Raw genomic sequence first — 16062 nt, forward strand, 5'->3', positions numbered from 1 at the left:
TTTGATATTTATCTGTGAGACAATAACTTATAAAGCATATATTTCGCATCAGAGAAAAGCTTCAACGTCAAAGTCCCAGCTCTTCCGAAAAATCAATTTGGGATTTCTGGCCTTTGCATTACGTATAGTATAGTAAAATTTACAATTAAAATTGGGGATCAGTATGGACTTGGATTTTAAAAAAGCATCACAATCGTTTGACTCGTTACCATATCAAGAGCGTCTTAAATCAGTATTAGAACTTGTTAAAAGCACACTTTCTATCGTCGGAAAAGATGCCGACATCATAAAACCCTGGGTGCGTATGGCAATTTACCATACTTTCATGGTCAGCTTTTTCTTTGGAGGTTTACTTTTCTGGCAGTTTTCGCAATACGGTTACGGGATACTATCTTTTTTTCTGGGATTCATTCTCTTCCTGTATAAACACTTTTATAACAACAAACAGGAGATGCGAATGAGTTGGATCGTCTACGAAACCCTTATCGGTAACGATCCTTCTTTCAAAGAATCGGTGGCTGTAGATAAAAAGTTAAAGTCTCAGCGACGCAAAATCGCATGGATTGATATTGCAATGGCCTTTGTAAACAAGGGTAAGTTTGCTGGCGGCGGTATCGTAAAAATGTTAATGCGCCTCTTTGTATCGGGAATGGAAGAAGTTTGGGATCTTGCCAACCACTATATGATTCCATCTGTTGCTGTTGATAAGATGGATCTCAGCCTGGCTTTCAAAGAGATGAAGAAACTTAAAGACCGTATTCCCGAATCGCTGGTAGGAGTCTTCGGAATCGACTTTCTGGGCAAAATAGTGCGGCAGGTCACTATCCCTACCTATATTGGCCTTTTCCTAATATCTGCTGCCTTGGGTTATTTCGGCACAGACTTTCTGCCGACTTCTTCCATTGATGTAAATGGACAACCAGTTATGTTTAGTTGGTTACCCATTATTCTTGCCCTGTGGCTGGGAAAATTGTTCAATAATATCTTCGAACGTACTGTTACAGCTGTCAAAGTGACCTACTTCACTGTTTTTTATACCAAAATAACCCATCCCGACCGTATTCGAGAAGATATGCGCGAAGAGCTTACCGACTACCTCAAGCTGAAAGGAGTAAACGAAGTAGATAACCTGGAAGAACAGGATGTAGAACCTGCTACCACTCCTTAATACTAACCATAGGGGTAGTTTACTGGGAAAAAGATGACCAAAAAACAGGTTGTTATTTAGCCTTTGAAGCTAGATATTTAGACTCCATTTAAAAATGGAAATTCCAGTGTATAGTTCGTAACAGTTACACAGCTTCTGCACCATCTATACTCCTTTTAGAAACTGATTTAATGCGCCCGTAGCTCAACTGGATAGAGCGTCTGACTTCGGATCAGAAGGTTAGGAGTTCGAATCTTCTCGGGCGTACTGCTTCATAAGCCCCTGATTCTATTAGAGTTAGGGGCTTTTTTATTTGGTTATACTTTTCTCTTTTTCGGGACAATATTTTCTCAGGGACAACATCGGGACAACAGAATGTACTTTACCCTTTCTCTAAAATCCCCTAAGATGTTATTTGGCTAAATGGGAAATCATCATACGAAGAGTATCATCTAACGCACAACTCAAGGAGAAACGAAAATGAGTCGAGAAGAGCACCCCATGAATGGCAGTAACCAGGAGACCGCAACCTTTGACCGATCACGTGCACTACTGGATGCAGCAAATAGCATCAGAAAGGACTTACCACCTGAGAAGAAGAAAGACCTCGATCTGCTGATTCGGAATTATGGTTCCGGATTATCCGATACAGATTAAGCTTTCGGATACCTAAATAACACGCTCATAAAACCGGCATGATAGGATGCTCACGTCTTTCTACTCCAAGACATTGTTATTATTAGACTTACAAGAAACGTTTTTCGGGGTTTTTCTACCCTCAAAAATAGGCTAAAACATAAAATCAGTAATCAAGACAATTATATCAGATGCGACAATCAATAATCTATTTATCCCTCATTCTATTTCTATCCTCTTGTGGATCTGTCAGTCTAACAACTAAGCCAGGAGTCGAGATATCCCGGGACGCAACACTTACCATTGCTGCCAATGAAGATCAGACCGGCACAGTCGGACAGCTCAATCACCTACTATTAGAAAAGGGATTCAATATCATGTCCTACTCTACGGCCAAAAAAGCGATAAAAAAGAAACATGAAATTAGCGGCTCAGGATCAACGGTTAAAGTCGATTCTGAATCGTACTCCGTTAGTCAACTCAATTCTGTTTATGCCTTGGAGCTAAACTATAGATGGTCTTATGATGCTTTATCTGGGTATCGATATTTAAATTTCTCGGCTCGAATCATTGATTTAAATACTAAAGAGCTCGTTATGTCAGCAAGCTTTCGGGGAGATCGATCTGTACAACGCGTATTGGAAACCTTTACTACTAAGCTCTCTCAAGAGATAAGAACATAAATTCAACTATCAGCATCATGGATACTTTACAAAAGGGAATCATCACACTGGGAATTATCCTTATTCTGGCAAGCGGTCTGTTCCTTCCCTGGAATTATACTTTCAACACTAAGGGTAATAGCGAAGTAACAAAACCAGCAGGTTATCACTTAGCCATGGATCCACCCGAACCAGAAAGGAATCATCCCTATTATGGTGTTGAGGTTGATACTGAACGATTCTGGGCTCAGAGCTTTGTTATAATAATTTTCTTTGGAGGGCTTGCCTATATCTCTGGAAAAAGGACGGAAGAATAGATCCCAAGCAAGTAACCAGTCTACAAAAGAGTTGAACAGAAAAGACTGATCCAAATTTCGATTCTAAGCGGCTATCTTTTCACAACTATTATAACGGCGCGTCTCTAAGAAGTAGCGCGCGTTTCTCGTTGGTCGCTGAGCCACTGGCTACCATCTACGATCTGTCTCACCTCGTTAGTTAAGGCATCAACTCGAAAGATCGTATAGAGTGATGGGGTACGCGCCGAAAGAAAGAGAACTACAGCTGCTTTATTGGTTTCTTCTTTCAGAGTTTTTCCGACAATGTTATCTCGGATCTGATATTTGTAATTACTCATAAAAATATTATCTGTTTGATTTGAAAATTTAGTTGGAATGAAGAATTAGTTCTTGAATCCTTCCAGATCATCGGCTTGATCCCTTCCTGAAAGACCATCCTCTCCTGAGCCTTCTTGATTTCGCTGATCTATTTTGGATTCTTCATCCTGAAGTTTAGGTTCGTCGATCAGGTTCCTGGCATTGGCGCTGATGCTTTGTTTTAGAAGTTCAAGGACATAGGTTAGGGTACGTTTCTTTGCAAATCGTCTCAGCTCCATACGCTGCATTTCTTCTGCTGATACCGTTAGACGCTTATCAATTTCCCAAAGATGTGTTTTCCACTTTTGATACCATGCTTCGAGAATGAGATTATCGAAAGGTTGCTGATCATTCTGTGCAGCCAATCCGAAAATTTCTTCGTCTGATAAGTCCTTAAAGTTCGAAGGAAAATCTTCGCGCGTATATTTCTCTCTCTCGTTACTTCTATGATTCTCTTCTTTATGATTCTCTTTATAAGGAACGGAACTATTGTTCCGGTCGGTGGTGGAACTATAGTCCTGTGTGGGTGGAACCTTAGTTCCGGGGTGTGTGGAACTATTATTCCGGACACTTTGAGCATATTTATCATCTTGATCCATCCAACTATGCCGTAAGAACCTGTAGCTGTTTGGCCGCCTCTTACCTTTCTGCTGAACCTCAATCAGGTTAGCATCTATTAGCTCATTGAGATATTTTCGAATCATTCGGCTCGAGACTCCTAATTCTTTAGAAAGTGTCTCCTGCTTAGGAAATGCCTTTCCATTCTCCCCAGCATATTGAGATAACCTTCCATAACAAAGTTTAGCACCTTGGGAAATCTCCCTTCTTCTCATCAAAAAATTAGGTACTACACAGCCATTAAACTGCCTATAAGGTATTATGTATTTCGTGCTGCTCATTCCCTCATTATTTTAAAATTCGTTGATTGAGTAAATGCAGCACATCTTAGAATTCCGAGTACCTCCAAAAAGATATCTGGCCTATGTGTTACAGAATCGCAAAGTTTTGATAACCTGTTACCGGTCCCGACTGCTTTATCTGCTAAGTACATTTCTGTTTTCATTGATCGTAAACTTTGCTTTGGGATTCCCCTGGAAATAACTCGCTTTGCTTTTCTGGTGGAAATAATTCCGGATCAGTGGAATAGTATTTCGCCACATAGCCTGTTATCTGGCAAGGTCTCCGATCAACCGTTACAACCTGATTCCTTTTCTCAAGCTTAGCGATATGCCTGGTAATGTTTTCTCTGGGAATCCCCGTTGCTTTCTGAATCATTTTGGTTGTTCGGGGTCTCACTTCTAAAACCCTTTTTATCTTCTCGATCTGTGATTCTTTTTTCTCTTTGTCCATAGAATATCCTCCTTAATTTGTTTATAGATCTGCTGTTGTTCTGACCTTTCATATTTGGCCAATACGGATTCGAGAACGATTCGAAAGGTCGGAAGGCCGTACTCTGTAGATTGATAAAGTACAGCTAACCGGCGCGCCGTATCAGCTAATGAATTGCCTTTGTAGGAGGGGTTGGATATCTTGGTAGTAGCTGTTTCATCCTTTCCCGGGATACTGAGCTTTTCCGATTCGACCAACCCTCCAACGGTTGGTCGTTTCATTTTAGAGCTGTCTTAGAACGAGTAATATCAGCATCTGGCCGGTTCGCGATCCACTCTTCAATGTCAGACTTTCGCCAACCGACGGCGCGTTCTGATATCTTAATTCGTGCTGGTAAGCGTCCCTCTTTCTCCATTCTCCAAAGGGTGGAACTGGTAACGCCTAAAATGTCCTGTAATTCGGAAGGTCTTATTATTCGGTCCATAGCATCAGTTTTATAGTTCGAGTTAAATTCTGGTGCTATATTAATCCGTATGGGTGGCTATGTTAAAGACACAAAATTAATGTCATAGACAGAATCATTCTGTCTTATATCAATTCTGAATCTCTGGTATTACTTCCTTAATTCTCCTCTTGATAGTTCTAAGACTGGCGATCTCTTCCAGATTCGTTACCTCTGCTATGTGGAGCGCAATTTGTCTTACCGAAGGGGTTCCATCTGATTTATAAAACTTCTTATTGGATGGATCCTTTAAAGATTCTACTACGTAAGGTCTCACATCATTTTTTGTGATTTTTCTTCGAGCTCCTGGTCTCTTTTCTTGCTTCTCTTCCAAGACCCGAAGGAATCCATTATAGGATACCTCTTGATTATACCTCTTAACTTCTAAGAGATATGACACCATAGAGATATACTGATAAGTTTCTGCGGCCTCAGCTCTTAGATTATTCAGCTCTCTAATATCCTCTTGATGAAAAGAATCATCTGAATACTTGGGAAGGATATCAGTAGAAAGCTTATACATTCCTTTCTGAAACAGCCCCCCGAATGATCCTGATATCCATTCTAAAAGCTTAAGCGCAACCTTTCGGACATCAGCGGCTGAGCTTTGTTCTGAGATTTGCCAAATAATCAGATCCAGTTTATGATAAATTGAATCTTTCGTTTCGGTAAGATCGGACTTAAGATCTTTCTCAATCTCCTTTAAATCTGAATAATTCTTTTTACCAAAATAGGTAAGCATATCTTTTAACCTTTCCTCTTCCAAAATACGTTCAGAAGGGTTTACGAGAGTTTCTAAACTATAAGAAGTTGAATAACCCTCCCAGTGTTCTTGTAGATAGATCGGATAGTATGGCTCCCAGAGAACAACCTGTTTATCATTAAGACTATGAAGGCTTGAGAGAATGGAAATAAGAAGCGATTCAGATACTATATCACGGCTAGTATCATCAGAAAAAACAGGAGGAGTATTTAAATAATCACTAATCGCCTTATGCTCATTATTTGCTTGGCTATTCCTAAAACCTTTATCAATCAGCTTATCCAATTCTGATTCAAGTTCAGGAGAAAGATCAGATAGATTCATATTAATTCAAATGATCTTTTAAGCTTTGCATCAGCTCCTCGAGAGTATCATCCGGATAAACGGAAGCTTCTTTTCTGAACTCTCTCATAATAGAATCAATTTCTTTGATTATGCTCTGATAAAAGATTGGATCTGATTCCTGAACGTCTTCAAGCATATCTGATAGCTCATTCTGAACTAAGCGCTTTAAATACGATTCTCCGCTACCGTCTAAGATCATATTTCCGTTTTCGTCTAAGTAGTTATCAATGTTATAAGCCATCGTACTGTTTTAAGATTAGTTTTTCGCTGATCCTATTTGTGTAATCTTTGCCCCTTGATCTTCTTCCTCAGATAATATCTTCTGTAAATGCCTTGCCCATCGATTAAGAGCCTGCCGCTTTTCGTCCATGTAATTATGCCGGTCGTAAATTGCTGTTACCTGATCGTCTCCGGCTAACCCTTTATGATTCAACACCTTTCCTAATACCGTCCGATCTACTCCGAGTTTAGCCATGTAACTGGCTGCTGTCCGTCTCAGATCGTGAACCCGAAAGTCTTTAACCTTTGATGCGTTCTGGATTCTTTTAACCGCTTTCTGCAACCATTTAACTGGCTGATTCTCTACGCGATTAGATTGTGATGCAAAGACATAATCCGTCGTGCCAGTCAGTATTTTCAGATTCTCGATAAGCTTTACAGCCGAATCTGATAAGGGAACATGATGCGTTCGCTTTGCTTTTGTTTCACTGGCCGGAATCACCCAGACATTATCATTATCCAAATGCTCCCACCTCATACGGCGCGTCTCTCCGGACCGCTGGCCACAAAGCAACAGCATCTTGAAAATACTCTGTACCGGCTCTGCCTGCTGCTCAAATGCTTTCCATAGCGCGCGAATTTCATCTTTGCTATAAACGCGCTCCCTTTTATTCTCTGATTTCTTCCGTTTGGGTACGGCTAATACCGGATTGGCTTCAACGATAGCCCGATCCACTCCATAGGAGTACATGCTTGACAGTACAGCTCTTACCCTATTAGAGAGCACTCCCTTTCCCCTTTCAACTGCTATTTTATCTAACAGCTTAATGATATGCCGGCGCGAAAGCTTATCAACTGGAATATCCCCAAGGACCGGCAAGATCTCCTTTTTTAACAATCTCCTATACTCATCACTTGTACTTTCCCTAAGTGATGGCAGATGCCTTTCCTTATATTCGTCGGCTAAATCGGAAACAGTTTCATGGTCCGTCTCATACTTTTTAGCCTTCCTCTCCTCGATTGGATCGATACCGTCCTTAATCTTCCGATGTAGTTCTCGGGCTTTATCTCTGGCCGCAGCTAAGCTAAACTCGGGAAATGAACCGATGGTATAACGCCTGACCTTATCACCAAAGCGATATCGATACACAAAGGATTTATGACCGGTAGGCGTAACCCTCAAAGCCATCCCATCGACTACCTTATCATAGATTTCCTTTCGTTTTTCAGGGGATTTATAGTTATCGATAAACGGAAATGTCAGCTTCCTTTTAGGCATATTTTCGTCGTTTTTTGTTGTCCCCAATTCTCGGGACAACATTTAAAAAATAAAATATCTTGATATCTAATGGGTATAAATGTAATATAGTTATTTAAAACTAACAAATGCCCTTTTGGAGTAGGCACACTCTATTAACTGTCTCATTAATAATCAGTTGGTTTAAACAAGCATGGATACAACAATCAAATATTTACCTCTCGAATGGATAGAATCAGAGATCGGAAAGAGCTTACCCATCAAAGCCGGTAACGGGCTTTCTAAAACTGACCCGCTGATACTTTCTGGAATGGACAAATCAGAAGTACCAGAACTGGAACACGCAATAATCAGATTATCACTTAAGCGGTATGGACTTCAACCGGCTACAGGTATAACCCAGGAGTTGGTATCGGTAAATGGCCGGTGGATCGAAAAGGTGGAATTAAAATTCTCCTTCTCCGGTCGTAACACAAAAAACGCTAAACTCTTAAGAGTCTATTTTGATCTTACAGAGATTATACCCTAACACGTCTGACCAGCTGTCAGAAATGCTTAGGTCAGAGTATCGGGGACAACATCGGGACAACACATCTACTCAGTGCTATGAAATAATATCAAATATTTTTACTCTATAAATCCCTGTTATTCATGAATTTAAAGGGCATCAAAAATAATATGGGAGCCGAAGGGAAACCCATTTATACTGACTTCGGATCAGAAGGTTAGGGGTTCGAATCCTCTCGGGCGTACTCTCAAATAATGAGCCCATCAATTTTTGATGGGCTCATTATTTTTTAACCCTTCCCTATCTCAAAATATCTCGCACTGGTACTACATCAATTTAGTTTCAGTGTTCAACATTTGAAAAGAAGATCCACCAATTATGATTAATTTCGTTGCATTCTATAAGTAATGCTTGAATTAAAAATTTATGTAACAAAGCTGCCTTATGTAAAGCAAGTTGCAAAACGATAGTTTGCTTATTCTTGACATATATCAAGAGTATTTCCTGTCATATATCAATGGAGGGTAAGGTTCCAAGCAGTATGTTGGGCATGAACAAACTGTTTAACATCAAAGCAATAACACAATGGCTACTGCAACTAAAACCTTATGGAATATAGATCCAACGCATTCAGAAGTACAATTTAAAGTGAAGCACTTGGTCATTTCGACCGTTAGCGGAAGCTTTGGCTCCTATGATGGAAAAATCGAGGCAGACGGCGATAATTTTGAAAATGCCAAGGCACGCTTTACTGCTGATATTTACAGCATTGATACGAATAATGAAGACCGTGACCAGCACTTGAAATCTGATGACTTCTTTAATGCGGAAGAGTATCCGCAACTGAAATTTGAGTCCAACAACTTTGAGAAAGTTAGTGAAGGCGAATACAAAGTTACCGGTGATTTAACCATCCGCGACGTCACCAAAGAAATTGAACTGGATGTCGTCCACGGAGGTACGGTTACCGATCAGTATGGTCAAACTAAAGCTGGGTTTGAAGTAGAAGGAAATATCAATCGAAAAGAATTTGGCCTTACCTGGGATGCCGTTACTGAAGCTGGTAACGTGATTGTAGGCGATAAAATTAAGCTCCAGATGAATGTTCAGTTTATCCAAGATTAATTTCGACGGCTGACATCCCATACAACCATAGCGGGTATTCTCTCCTTGAGGATATCCGCTTTTTTATTTCCTGAATATTCCCTGTACATTTTTAGCAATCGTTGGTTTAAGATTTGTAATAACTATCTGAAAATATCACCAAACACGAATGTACCAGGTACTGAAAGAAAGTATTGAAGAACATGTATCATTAACCGATGAAGAATGGGACCAGTGCAAAAACAATTTCCGTCCCAAACGCATGCTTAAACGCCAGTTTCTACTGCAAGAAGGTGATATATGCCGTGAGTTAACATTTGTTGAGAAAGGTGCTCTTTGTTCATACTCCGTTGATTCAAAAGGCAACCAACATGTGATACGTTTTGCCTTTGACGGCTGGTGGATTGCGGATCTACAAAGTTTCTTCACCCATAATCCGTCTACATTTAATATCGAATTGCTGGAAGACAGTGAGCTGTTAATGCTTGACCGACAAAATCACGAAAAGCTAATGGAAGAGATTCCGAACTATGAACGCTACCATCGTATCATTGTACAAAATGCCTATATAGCCCTCCAGCAACGGGTGGAAAACGCGTTGGGTCTTACCGCCGAAGAAAAATATGCAAGGCTAATAGAACAAAATCCCGAGTTCATGAATCGTGTGCCACTGAATTTGGTGGCTTCCTACCTGGGAATGAGCCCCGAAACCCTAAGCCGAGTCCGAAGTAATTTTAGAGGTTAATTTAACACATCCTGTAGCGATTCATTACGCTCTATGACTGATTTAGCAAACGGGCAGAGCGGAATCACAGTTAAATCGTTTTCTCGGGCATAACCCACAGCATGCTCAACCAATGTTTGGCCAATATCTTCTCCCCTCAGCTTTTTAGATACCTCGGTATGATCTATAATGATTTTAGTATCTCCAGCTTTTGAATAAGTGATTTCGGCCACTACTTTTCCGTCATCCTCTATATAAAATGATCCTTTGCTTTGCCCTTCCTTGTGTTGAATGTCCATTGGAGCCAGGTGTTGTTTTCGACTTAACTTGTTAATCGATACATATTATACAACCTCTGGATCAAATGATAATCCTCGTTGAAATTTCAAGCTCTTGATATATATCAAGAGCTTTTCTTAACACATATCAATGAAAAATGTTCGGTGGCGGTTTACGTTTACGGTAACAAAATGAACCTGCAAACAGAAACACACTGATTATGCCTATTACCAAGCAAACCATCGCGATTATCGGAGCCGGTGGAAACATGGGCTCCGCCATTGCCAAAAGTATTGCCGGTGGTAACTACCGACTTCTTCTTTTTGACAGAAATTCCGAACAGTTGGGTTCATTACATGAGGAAATCCTTAAGGACCATCCAGAGGCAGATGTAGAATCTATGAACTGCCCTCATGAATCCAGCTGGGAGGCCGATATTATTATTTTGGCTGTTCCCCACGGGGCCGAAAAAGGACTGGCCAACAAAATACGTGAAGTAGCCACCCAAAAAATTGTGATCAGTATTGCTAATCCCGTTGATGTAGATTTTAGCGAGCTGACCACCGATTCCGACACCAGTGCAGCCGAGGAGCTACAGGAGTGGCTGCCAAACTCCAAGGTAGTCAAAGCATTTAACACTACCTTGGAAGCCGATTTTGAACAGCCGGTTATCGGCGGCAAGCAGGTAGACGCTTTTATTGCCGGAGATGATGAGAATGCCATACAGACCGTCACCGAGCTGGCAAAAACAGTGGGTTTTAACCCGATCGTTGCCGGAAACCTATCGATGAGTAGTACGCTGGAGCGCATGCAGTTGCTACTTATGCAGCTTACCATCAAAAACGATTACAACGGGCTGGCCGGTTGGAAAATTCTTCACAATTAATTCAACATTTAACATTCAAAACGTACAACAACTATTATGATACTTATCACAGGAGCAAACGGGCATTTAGGATCGCAAACCATTGACTTTTTGCTGGAGAACAATCCCGATGCAGATATCGCCGGGCTTGTCCGCAGCGAAGAAAAGGGCAGTGAGCTTAAAAAGAAGGGTGTGGATGTCAGAATCGGCGATTATACCGACTATCCCTCCATAGAAAAAGCTATTGAGGGTATTGATACCCTGCTATTGATTTCTTCAAGCACGCTAAAGGGACGAACGGATCAACACAATAATGTCATTCAAGTCGCTAAGGAAGCTGGTGTCGAGCATATTTTTTATACCAGCATTGTTGAAGCAGATAAGGAGTTAAGTCCACTTTCGCCTGATCACGCAGCAACGGAGAAGCTTATCAAAAATTCCGGTATCTCCTATACCATTTACCGAAACGCATTTTATATGGAGTTTCTACCGCTCTTTTTGGGCGATGCATTAGAAACGGGCCATTGGGCATTTCCATCCGATGGCAACGCCATCAATCTGGCACTGCGCTCGGAGATGGCCGAGGCCCTGGCAAATGGACTGGCCAATGCCAAAGAACACAAGAACAGTATCTACGAAATTACCTCAAAACAATCCTATACGCTTGCGGAAATAGCGGACATGCTAAGTGAAGCCTCCGGTAAGGAGATCAGCTACAGCGATATCTCTGTTTCCGAGTTTGAGCAGGCATTGACGGAAGCCGGACTCCCTGATGAGCAGGTTGCTATGAGCGTGATGACGGCTCAAACCTTTGTCAATGGAGCGCTCGACTTCACCTATGATGACATGGAGAAGCTACTTGGTCGAAAACCTACCGGACTTGATACCTTCATCAATCAGTTTATAACCCAATAATTAATCAATTCGACTTAATCTAACCAACCTTAAATCAAATAATACGATGAAAAAACTAACCTTTATTCTAACACTCTTCATTCTCCCCGTGAGCGTTTTTGCTCAAGACAGCTGGGTGGAAGATCCTGCGCATTCAAAGCTCGGATTCACCGTCACCCATTTGGGAATTGCTGATGTACCGGGATATTTTGGTGATTATGATGTTACCATAAACACATCTGAGGAGGACTTTAGTGATGCCCAGGTAGAGCTAACCGTGCAAACGGCCTCTATTGATACGCGCGTTGAAAAGCGAAATAATCACCTCAAAAGCCCCGACTTCTTCAATATAGAAAAGTATCCTACGATGACGTTTAAAAGTACGGGTATTAAAGAAGTGGGCAATAACAGATACAAGCTGACTGGTGATCTAACGTTGCACGGTATTACAAAACCGGTAACCGTCACCATGTTGTATCGCGGGAATATCCAAAACAAAATGACCCAGGGCAATCTCAAAGCCGGTATCCAAATTACCGGTACGATTGATCGCTCGGAGTTTGATCTCGGCAATGGCTTTCCACCGCCAATGATTAGCAATGAGGTACGTATCAAAGCCGACGGGGAGTTTATGCTACAAAACTAACACCTCTTTCATGGTGATGTATAAGGCTCCGACTACCATTCGGGGTCTTGTCGATCTCCACCAAAGAAATCGTAACACGAAAAGTGAACTATGGAAACCAATTATACCACACCGCCCCAGACCCGCATTGGACACGTGCATTTGAAAGTATCTGACTTGGATCGTGCCCTTGAATTTTACCGCGACCTGCTTGGTTTTGAGCTAACCACCATGTATGGTGAGAATGCGGCATTTTTGTCAGCCGGTGGTTATCACCATCATATTGGACTCAATACTTGGCACAGCAAAGGAGGTCCACCTGCGCCACGCAACAGCGCCGGACTCTACCACACTGCTTTTTTATACCCTACGCGCAAAGACTTGGCTGAAATACTACAGCGCCTCATTGACGAGGCCTATCCCATCGATGGGGCAAGCGATCACGGCGTATCGGAGGCGATCTACCTCAAAGATCCTGACGGCAATGGTGTGGAGCTGTATCGCGACCGACCCCGCGAGGAATGGGAGTATGCCGAGGACAGCTCAGTCAAGATGGTTACCCACCCCCTTGACGTTCAGGATCTGCTAAAAGAATTGAATTAAAATACACTTTGAATCTCATTTAACAACAGCTAACCATAACAGAAATACCTTTTAACACAATGAATAAATTAAAAATCACCTATTGGATCACCACCGGAATATTTAGTGCTATGATGTTATTTAGTGCCACGATGTACTTCACCAGTCCTGATATGGCCCAAACTTTTGAGCATCTAGGGTTCCCGGATTACTTCCGAATAGAACTGGGTATAGCCAAAATAATCGGTGTAATACTATTGCTCGCACCATTTACAGGACGTCTTAAAGAATGGGTTTACGCTGGCTTTACCATCAACATGATTTCCGGCAGCATTGCTCATGCAGCAACGGGCGATCCTATATCTGCTGTACTTACTCCAATTGTATTGTTGGTAGTTTTAGCGGTCTCTTATACAACATTCCAAAAGTTGGATGACGAGATAGAACCTGCTTTTGTAGCACAGCTTATTGGTTCAGCTTCATAGATGTGAAACCTGGCAAAGAGTTTTCTAATAATATACAGGCACAGTAAAATCTATATGCCTTTCTGTAATACGTATAGTTTTCTGGAATCCCATCTATATACATTAGTGTGTAGCCAAATAAATAAATGCTTTGTGCTTAAAAAGCATCGCATTGTACCAAAGCCAGTTTAGAATGAGTGAGCAAAAAATAACAAGATCAGAATCACGATAAAATTGACGAGGCCTAACGTGAGAAATACTAAGAAAATCAGTATCTCAGCCAATGATTGGCGAACAGACTTATCATTTATTAACCTAATATTAGCAATTACTCTGATCATCGTCAGACAATCCAAGATTGTTGTCCCCGGAAAAACATGGGGACAACACAACTCTTCAATGGTTTTTTCCGATAAATCAATGAATAGCAATACTTTATAGAGATATAAAGCCAGTATGGAATATTATGGGATACTGGCTTGGACTAACTTCGGATCAGAAGGTTAAGGGTTCGAATCCCTTCGGGCGTACTTTCAAACAATGTGCCCGTCATTTTTGGCGGACAGATTATAATTTTTATTCTTTCCTACCCCAAATATTTCTCAAGCTGGTGCTACATATAGTACCACATAAACCCTACATCCCAGATGCTTCAGACTGATATTAACCAAATGAAACTTTATGTATTTGATATCATAGATTTAACGATTTTTTAGCTAATTTATAAACTCTTGGGGTCAATATGCTTCAAAGGATTTGAAATGCTAAGACTATATATCCACCAGTCCCATCCTAAGACCTTAGTAAACGCAACCCATTTAATACCCACTATTAGCGTACTTCCCTCATGGCCAACGTCCTTTCTAGGTTAATCACAAAGGGAAGCTTTTCAAGGTCATCTGTCATTAGAACAACATCGGCTGTTTCTAGCGCGACATCTGTTCCCACCGCACCTGGCCGTCGATGGGAATGCGTTCGCTCAGTTTGAGGATGTATAAGCTCACCGATGCCCAGATCTTCAACAGCACGGTACGTTTTGCTTCCATCTTCATTACGGACAAGCCCCTTGTCAGGACGTAGTTTCATCAACGACCGGATCACCCTGCGACTTCTACCTATCGCATAGTCCTGCAATGTATTACGCAATGAAAAAAGAAACAGCAGGGGGGCTCGCTCCAGCCAGTTGCCAGTTACTACGGCTCCAACGGCTGCCAGAACCATCAAGACATCGATATTTATTTTGAATTTAATCAATGCCTTAATGCTCTGAACCGTACCTGCATATCCGCCTGTCAGGTAAGCAATTATGTAGAAATAACGGACCACATATTCATCGAGAAATGCCAAAAAAGATCCAAAGAATCCAATTACCAGGCTAATCGCACAAAGAATAGTGAGTCAGACATTTAATGTCGGGACCGATAAGAAAGAACAGGCATTATTATTTTGCTCATTTGTCATATAATTCTGACTAACTCTCAAATTTGCAGGTCATCCAATTGAATAAAAAGGTGTTGCATAACCTTCCGTTATGTGCAACGACAGAATGAGTATCAGTTTACTGAAAACACCTAGTATATTAATACAATATGTCGTCAAGTAGAATGACTGATGAACATTCATTCTGCTCACACCAAAATCCGTTTTAAGACAACATAGCTTATAAAATATACTCCTATACATCATTTGTTTGATGCGTGGAAAGAAACAAATTGAAATATTGAAGTCGTTAACCATCAACTAATGGAATGCAGCTATGAAAGATAATAACAAGACAACGGTTTATGATTGGCCGACACGAATTTTCCACTGGCTTTTTGCCTTCCTCTTTTTGGGAGCTTATATCATTGTCGAAATAATAGACGACGAAAGTCCACTCTTTACCCTTCACATGACGGCGGGACTGATAATTGGATTTATGTTGATTCTGAGAATTAGTTGGGGATTTGTAGGAACAACCTATGCCCTTTTTTCATCATTTAAGATGAATCCGGCTGAATTCTTCGGATATTTAAAAGATGCCGTTGTCGCTAAAACGAAAAGATACCTAGGACACAATCCGGCCTCCAGCTATGCGACAATTATCATGTTTATTTGCGCTGCGGGATTAGCTATCACCGGGGTAATAATGACGGGCGGCAGTGAAAGTGATTTTTATGAAGAAACACATGATCTGCTGGCAAACATATTTTTGATTACTGTTATCGCCCATATCGGCGGTATTATATTCCATCATATTAAGCACCGGGATTCACTGTGGTCGAGCATGCTTGATGGCAAAAAGAAAGTGTTGCCAGAAGAAACCGGCATTAAGAATAGCAAACGGGTTGCCGGAATGCTATTTTTAATCCTAACATTAACGTGGACGGGCTATTTGTATTCCAAGTACGACAGTACGAATCAAACTATAGATTTATTAGGACAAGAGTTGGTGCTCGGTGAAAAGGGACATGAGTCTCCATACGAAGGAGAAAACCATGAAGAAAAGAATGATGACGATTAA

Annotated in this window: 23 protein-coding genes and 1 tRNA gene; 14 read left to right on the plus strand and 10 right to left on the minus strand. The window is 41.1% G+C overall.

Features of this window, described 5'->3' with window-relative positions; all coding sequences use genetic code 11:
• Positions 1-163 precede the first annotated feature (163 nt).
• The 5 genes from FCN14_RS08810 (at position 164) to FCN14_RS08825 (ending at position 2762) form a co-directional block, all read left to right on the plus strand.
• Positions 164-1168, plus strand: coding sequence for a hypothetical protein (locus FCN14_RS08810; protein ID WP_138430911.1), 1005 nt, complete (start codon positions 164-166; stop codon positions 1166-1168).
• 172 nt (positions 1169-1340) lie between these two features.
• A tRNA-Arg gene (locus FCN14_RS08815) sits at positions 1341-1414 on the plus strand.
• A 213-nt stretch (positions 1415-1627) separates the two neighbouring features.
• Positions 1628-1804, plus strand: coding sequence for a hypothetical protein (locus FCN14_RS15730; protein ID WP_171032863.1), 177 nt, complete (start codon positions 1628-1630; stop codon positions 1802-1804).
• A 170-nt stretch (positions 1805-1974) separates the two neighbouring features.
• Positions 1975-2466, plus strand: coding sequence for a hypothetical protein (locus FCN14_RS08820; protein ID WP_138430912.1), 492 nt, complete (start codon positions 1975-1977; stop codon positions 2464-2466).
• Between the two features lie 17 nt (positions 2467-2483).
• Positions 2484-2762 (plus strand): hypothetical protein, encoded by a 279-nt coding sequence (locus FCN14_RS08825; RefSeq protein WP_138430913.1) that lies wholly within the window; start codon positions 2484-2486, stop codon positions 2760-2762.
• 104 nt (positions 2763-2866) lie between these two features.
• On the opposite strand, the gene FCN14_RS08830 is transcribed toward FCN14_RS08825, so the two are convergent.
• The 8 genes from FCN14_RS08830 to FCN14_RS08865 form a co-directional block, all read right to left on the minus strand.
• Positions 2867-3079, minus strand: a complete 213-nt coding sequence (locus FCN14_RS08830; RefSeq protein WP_138430914.1) for a hypothetical protein — start codon at positions 3077-3079, stop codon at positions 2867-2869.
• Between the two features lie 45 nt (positions 3080-3124).
• The gene (locus FCN14_RS08835; RefSeq protein ID WP_138430915.1) at positions 3125-3997 is read right to left on the minus strand and encodes a helix-turn-helix domain-containing protein; all 873 of its coding nucleotides are present in this window, start codon (positions 3995-3997) and stop codon (positions 3125-3127) included.
• A 160-nt stretch (positions 3998-4157) separates the two neighbouring features.
• A complete protein-coding gene (locus FCN14_RS08840) occupies positions 4158-4448 on the minus strand; it encodes a helix-turn-helix domain-containing protein (protein WP_138430916.1) in 291 nt (96 codons plus the stop codon).
• Positions 4409-4708 (minus strand): hypothetical protein, encoded by a 300-nt coding sequence (locus tag FCN14_RS08845; protein WP_138430917.1) that lies wholly within the window; start codon positions 4706-4708, stop codon positions 4409-4411. Before FCN14_RS08845 ends, FCN14_RS08840 begins: the two co-directional genes overlap by 40 nt.
• Positions 4705-4911: a helix-turn-helix transcriptional regulator gene (locus FCN14_RS08850; protein WP_138430918.1), complete on the minus strand. Its 207-nt coding sequence runs from the start codon at positions 4909-4911 to the stop codon at positions 4705-4707. The genes FCN14_RS08845 and FCN14_RS08850 overlap by 4 nt, the downstream gene beginning before the upstream one ends.
• A 109-nt stretch (positions 4912-5020) precedes the next feature.
• The gene (locus FCN14_RS08855) at positions 5021-6016 is read right to left on the minus strand and encodes a hypothetical protein (protein WP_138430919.1); all 996 of its coding nucleotides are present in this window, start codon (positions 6014-6016) and stop codon (positions 5021-5023) included.
• Position 6017: 1 nt separating this feature from the next.
• Positions 6018-6278, minus strand: a complete 261-nt coding sequence (locus FCN14_RS08860) for a hypothetical protein (protein ID WP_138430920.1) — start codon at positions 6276-6278, stop codon at positions 6018-6020.
• Between the two features lie 15 nt (positions 6279-6293).
• Complete coding sequence (locus FCN14_RS08865) at positions 6294-7535, minus strand: tyrosine-type recombinase/integrase (RefSeq protein ID WP_171032865.1); 1242 nt, start codon at positions 7533-7535, stop codon at positions 6294-6296.
• Positions 7536-7707: 172 nt separating this feature from the next.
• Here FCN14_RS08865 and FCN14_RS08870 point away from each other — a divergent pair, with 172 nt between their 5' ends.
• The 3 genes from FCN14_RS08870 (at position 7708) to FCN14_RS08880 (ending at position 9871) form a co-directional block, all read left to right on the plus strand.
• Positions 7708-8043 carry a hypothetical protein gene (locus tag FCN14_RS08870; RefSeq protein WP_138430922.1) on the plus strand — a complete coding sequence of 112 codons (336 nt, stop codon included), beginning with the start codon at positions 7708-7710 and terminating at the stop codon, positions 8041-8043.
• Between the two features lie 564 nt (positions 8044-8607).
• Positions 8608-9147, plus strand: a complete 540-nt coding sequence (locus FCN14_RS08875; protein ID WP_138430923.1) for a YceI family protein — start codon at positions 8608-8610, stop codon at positions 9145-9147.
• Positions 9148-9295: 148 nt separating this feature from the next.
• Positions 9296-9871, plus strand: a complete 576-nt coding sequence (locus FCN14_RS08880) for a Crp/Fnr family transcriptional regulator (RefSeq protein WP_138430924.1) — start codon at positions 9296-9298, stop codon at positions 9869-9871.
• Here FCN14_RS08880 and FCN14_RS08885 read toward each other — a convergent pair.
• A complete protein-coding gene (locus tag FCN14_RS08885; RefSeq protein WP_138430925.1) occupies positions 9868-10149 on the minus strand; it encodes a GNAT family N-acetyltransferase in 282 nt (93 codons plus the stop codon). The two genes, FCN14_RS08880 and FCN14_RS08885, sit on opposite strands and share 4 nt — an antisense overlap.
• A gap of 200 nt (positions 10150-10349) precedes the next feature.
• Here FCN14_RS08885 and FCN14_RS08890 point away from each other — a divergent pair, with 200 nt between their 5' ends.
• From FCN14_RS08890 to FCN14_RS08910, 5 genes are all read left to right on the plus strand, one after another.
• On the plus strand, positions 10350-11015 hold the full coding sequence (locus FCN14_RS08890; RefSeq protein ID WP_138430926.1) for an NADPH-dependent F420 reductase: 666 nt from the start codon (positions 10350-10352) through the stop codon (positions 11013-11015).
• A 36-nt stretch (positions 11016-11051) separates the two neighbouring features.
• Entirely contained in the window at positions 11052-11909 is an 858-nt protein-coding gene (locus FCN14_RS08895; protein WP_138430927.1) for an SDR family oxidoreductase, read from the plus strand.
• A 46-nt stretch (positions 11910-11955) separates the two neighbouring features.
• Positions 11956-12534 carry a YceI family protein gene (locus FCN14_RS08900; RefSeq protein WP_138430928.1) on the plus strand — a complete coding sequence of 193 codons (579 nt, stop codon included), beginning with the start codon at positions 11956-11958 and terminating at the stop codon, positions 12532-12534.
• Positions 12535-12624: 90 nt separating this feature from the next.
• Positions 12625-13116: a VOC family protein gene (locus tag FCN14_RS08905; protein WP_138430929.1), complete on the plus strand. Its 492-nt coding sequence runs from the start codon at positions 12625-12627 to the stop codon at positions 13114-13116.
• A gap of 59 nt (positions 13117-13175) precedes the next feature.
• A complete protein-coding gene (locus tag FCN14_RS08910) occupies positions 13176-13580 on the plus strand; it encodes a DoxX family protein (RefSeq protein WP_138430930.1) in 405 nt (134 codons plus the stop codon).
• Positions 13581-14390: 810 nt separating this feature from the next.
• On the opposite strand, the gene FCN14_RS08915 is transcribed toward FCN14_RS08910, so the two are convergent.
• Complete coding sequence (locus tag FCN14_RS08915) at positions 14391-14906, minus strand: hypothetical protein (protein ID WP_138430931.1); 516 nt, start codon at positions 14904-14906, stop codon at positions 14391-14393.
• Positions 14907-15315: 409 nt separating this feature from the next.
• Here FCN14_RS08915 and FCN14_RS08920 point away from each other — a divergent pair, with 409 nt between their 5' ends.
• Positions 15316-16062: a cytochrome b/b6 domain-containing protein gene (locus FCN14_RS08920; protein WP_138430932.1), complete on the plus strand. Its 747-nt coding sequence runs from the start codon at positions 15316-15318 to the stop codon at positions 16060-16062.

This window comes from Fodinibius saliphilus, assembly GCF_005869845.1.
GTDB lineage: Bacteria > Bacteroidota > Rhodothermia > Balneolales > Balneolaceae > Fodinibius > Fodinibius saliphilus.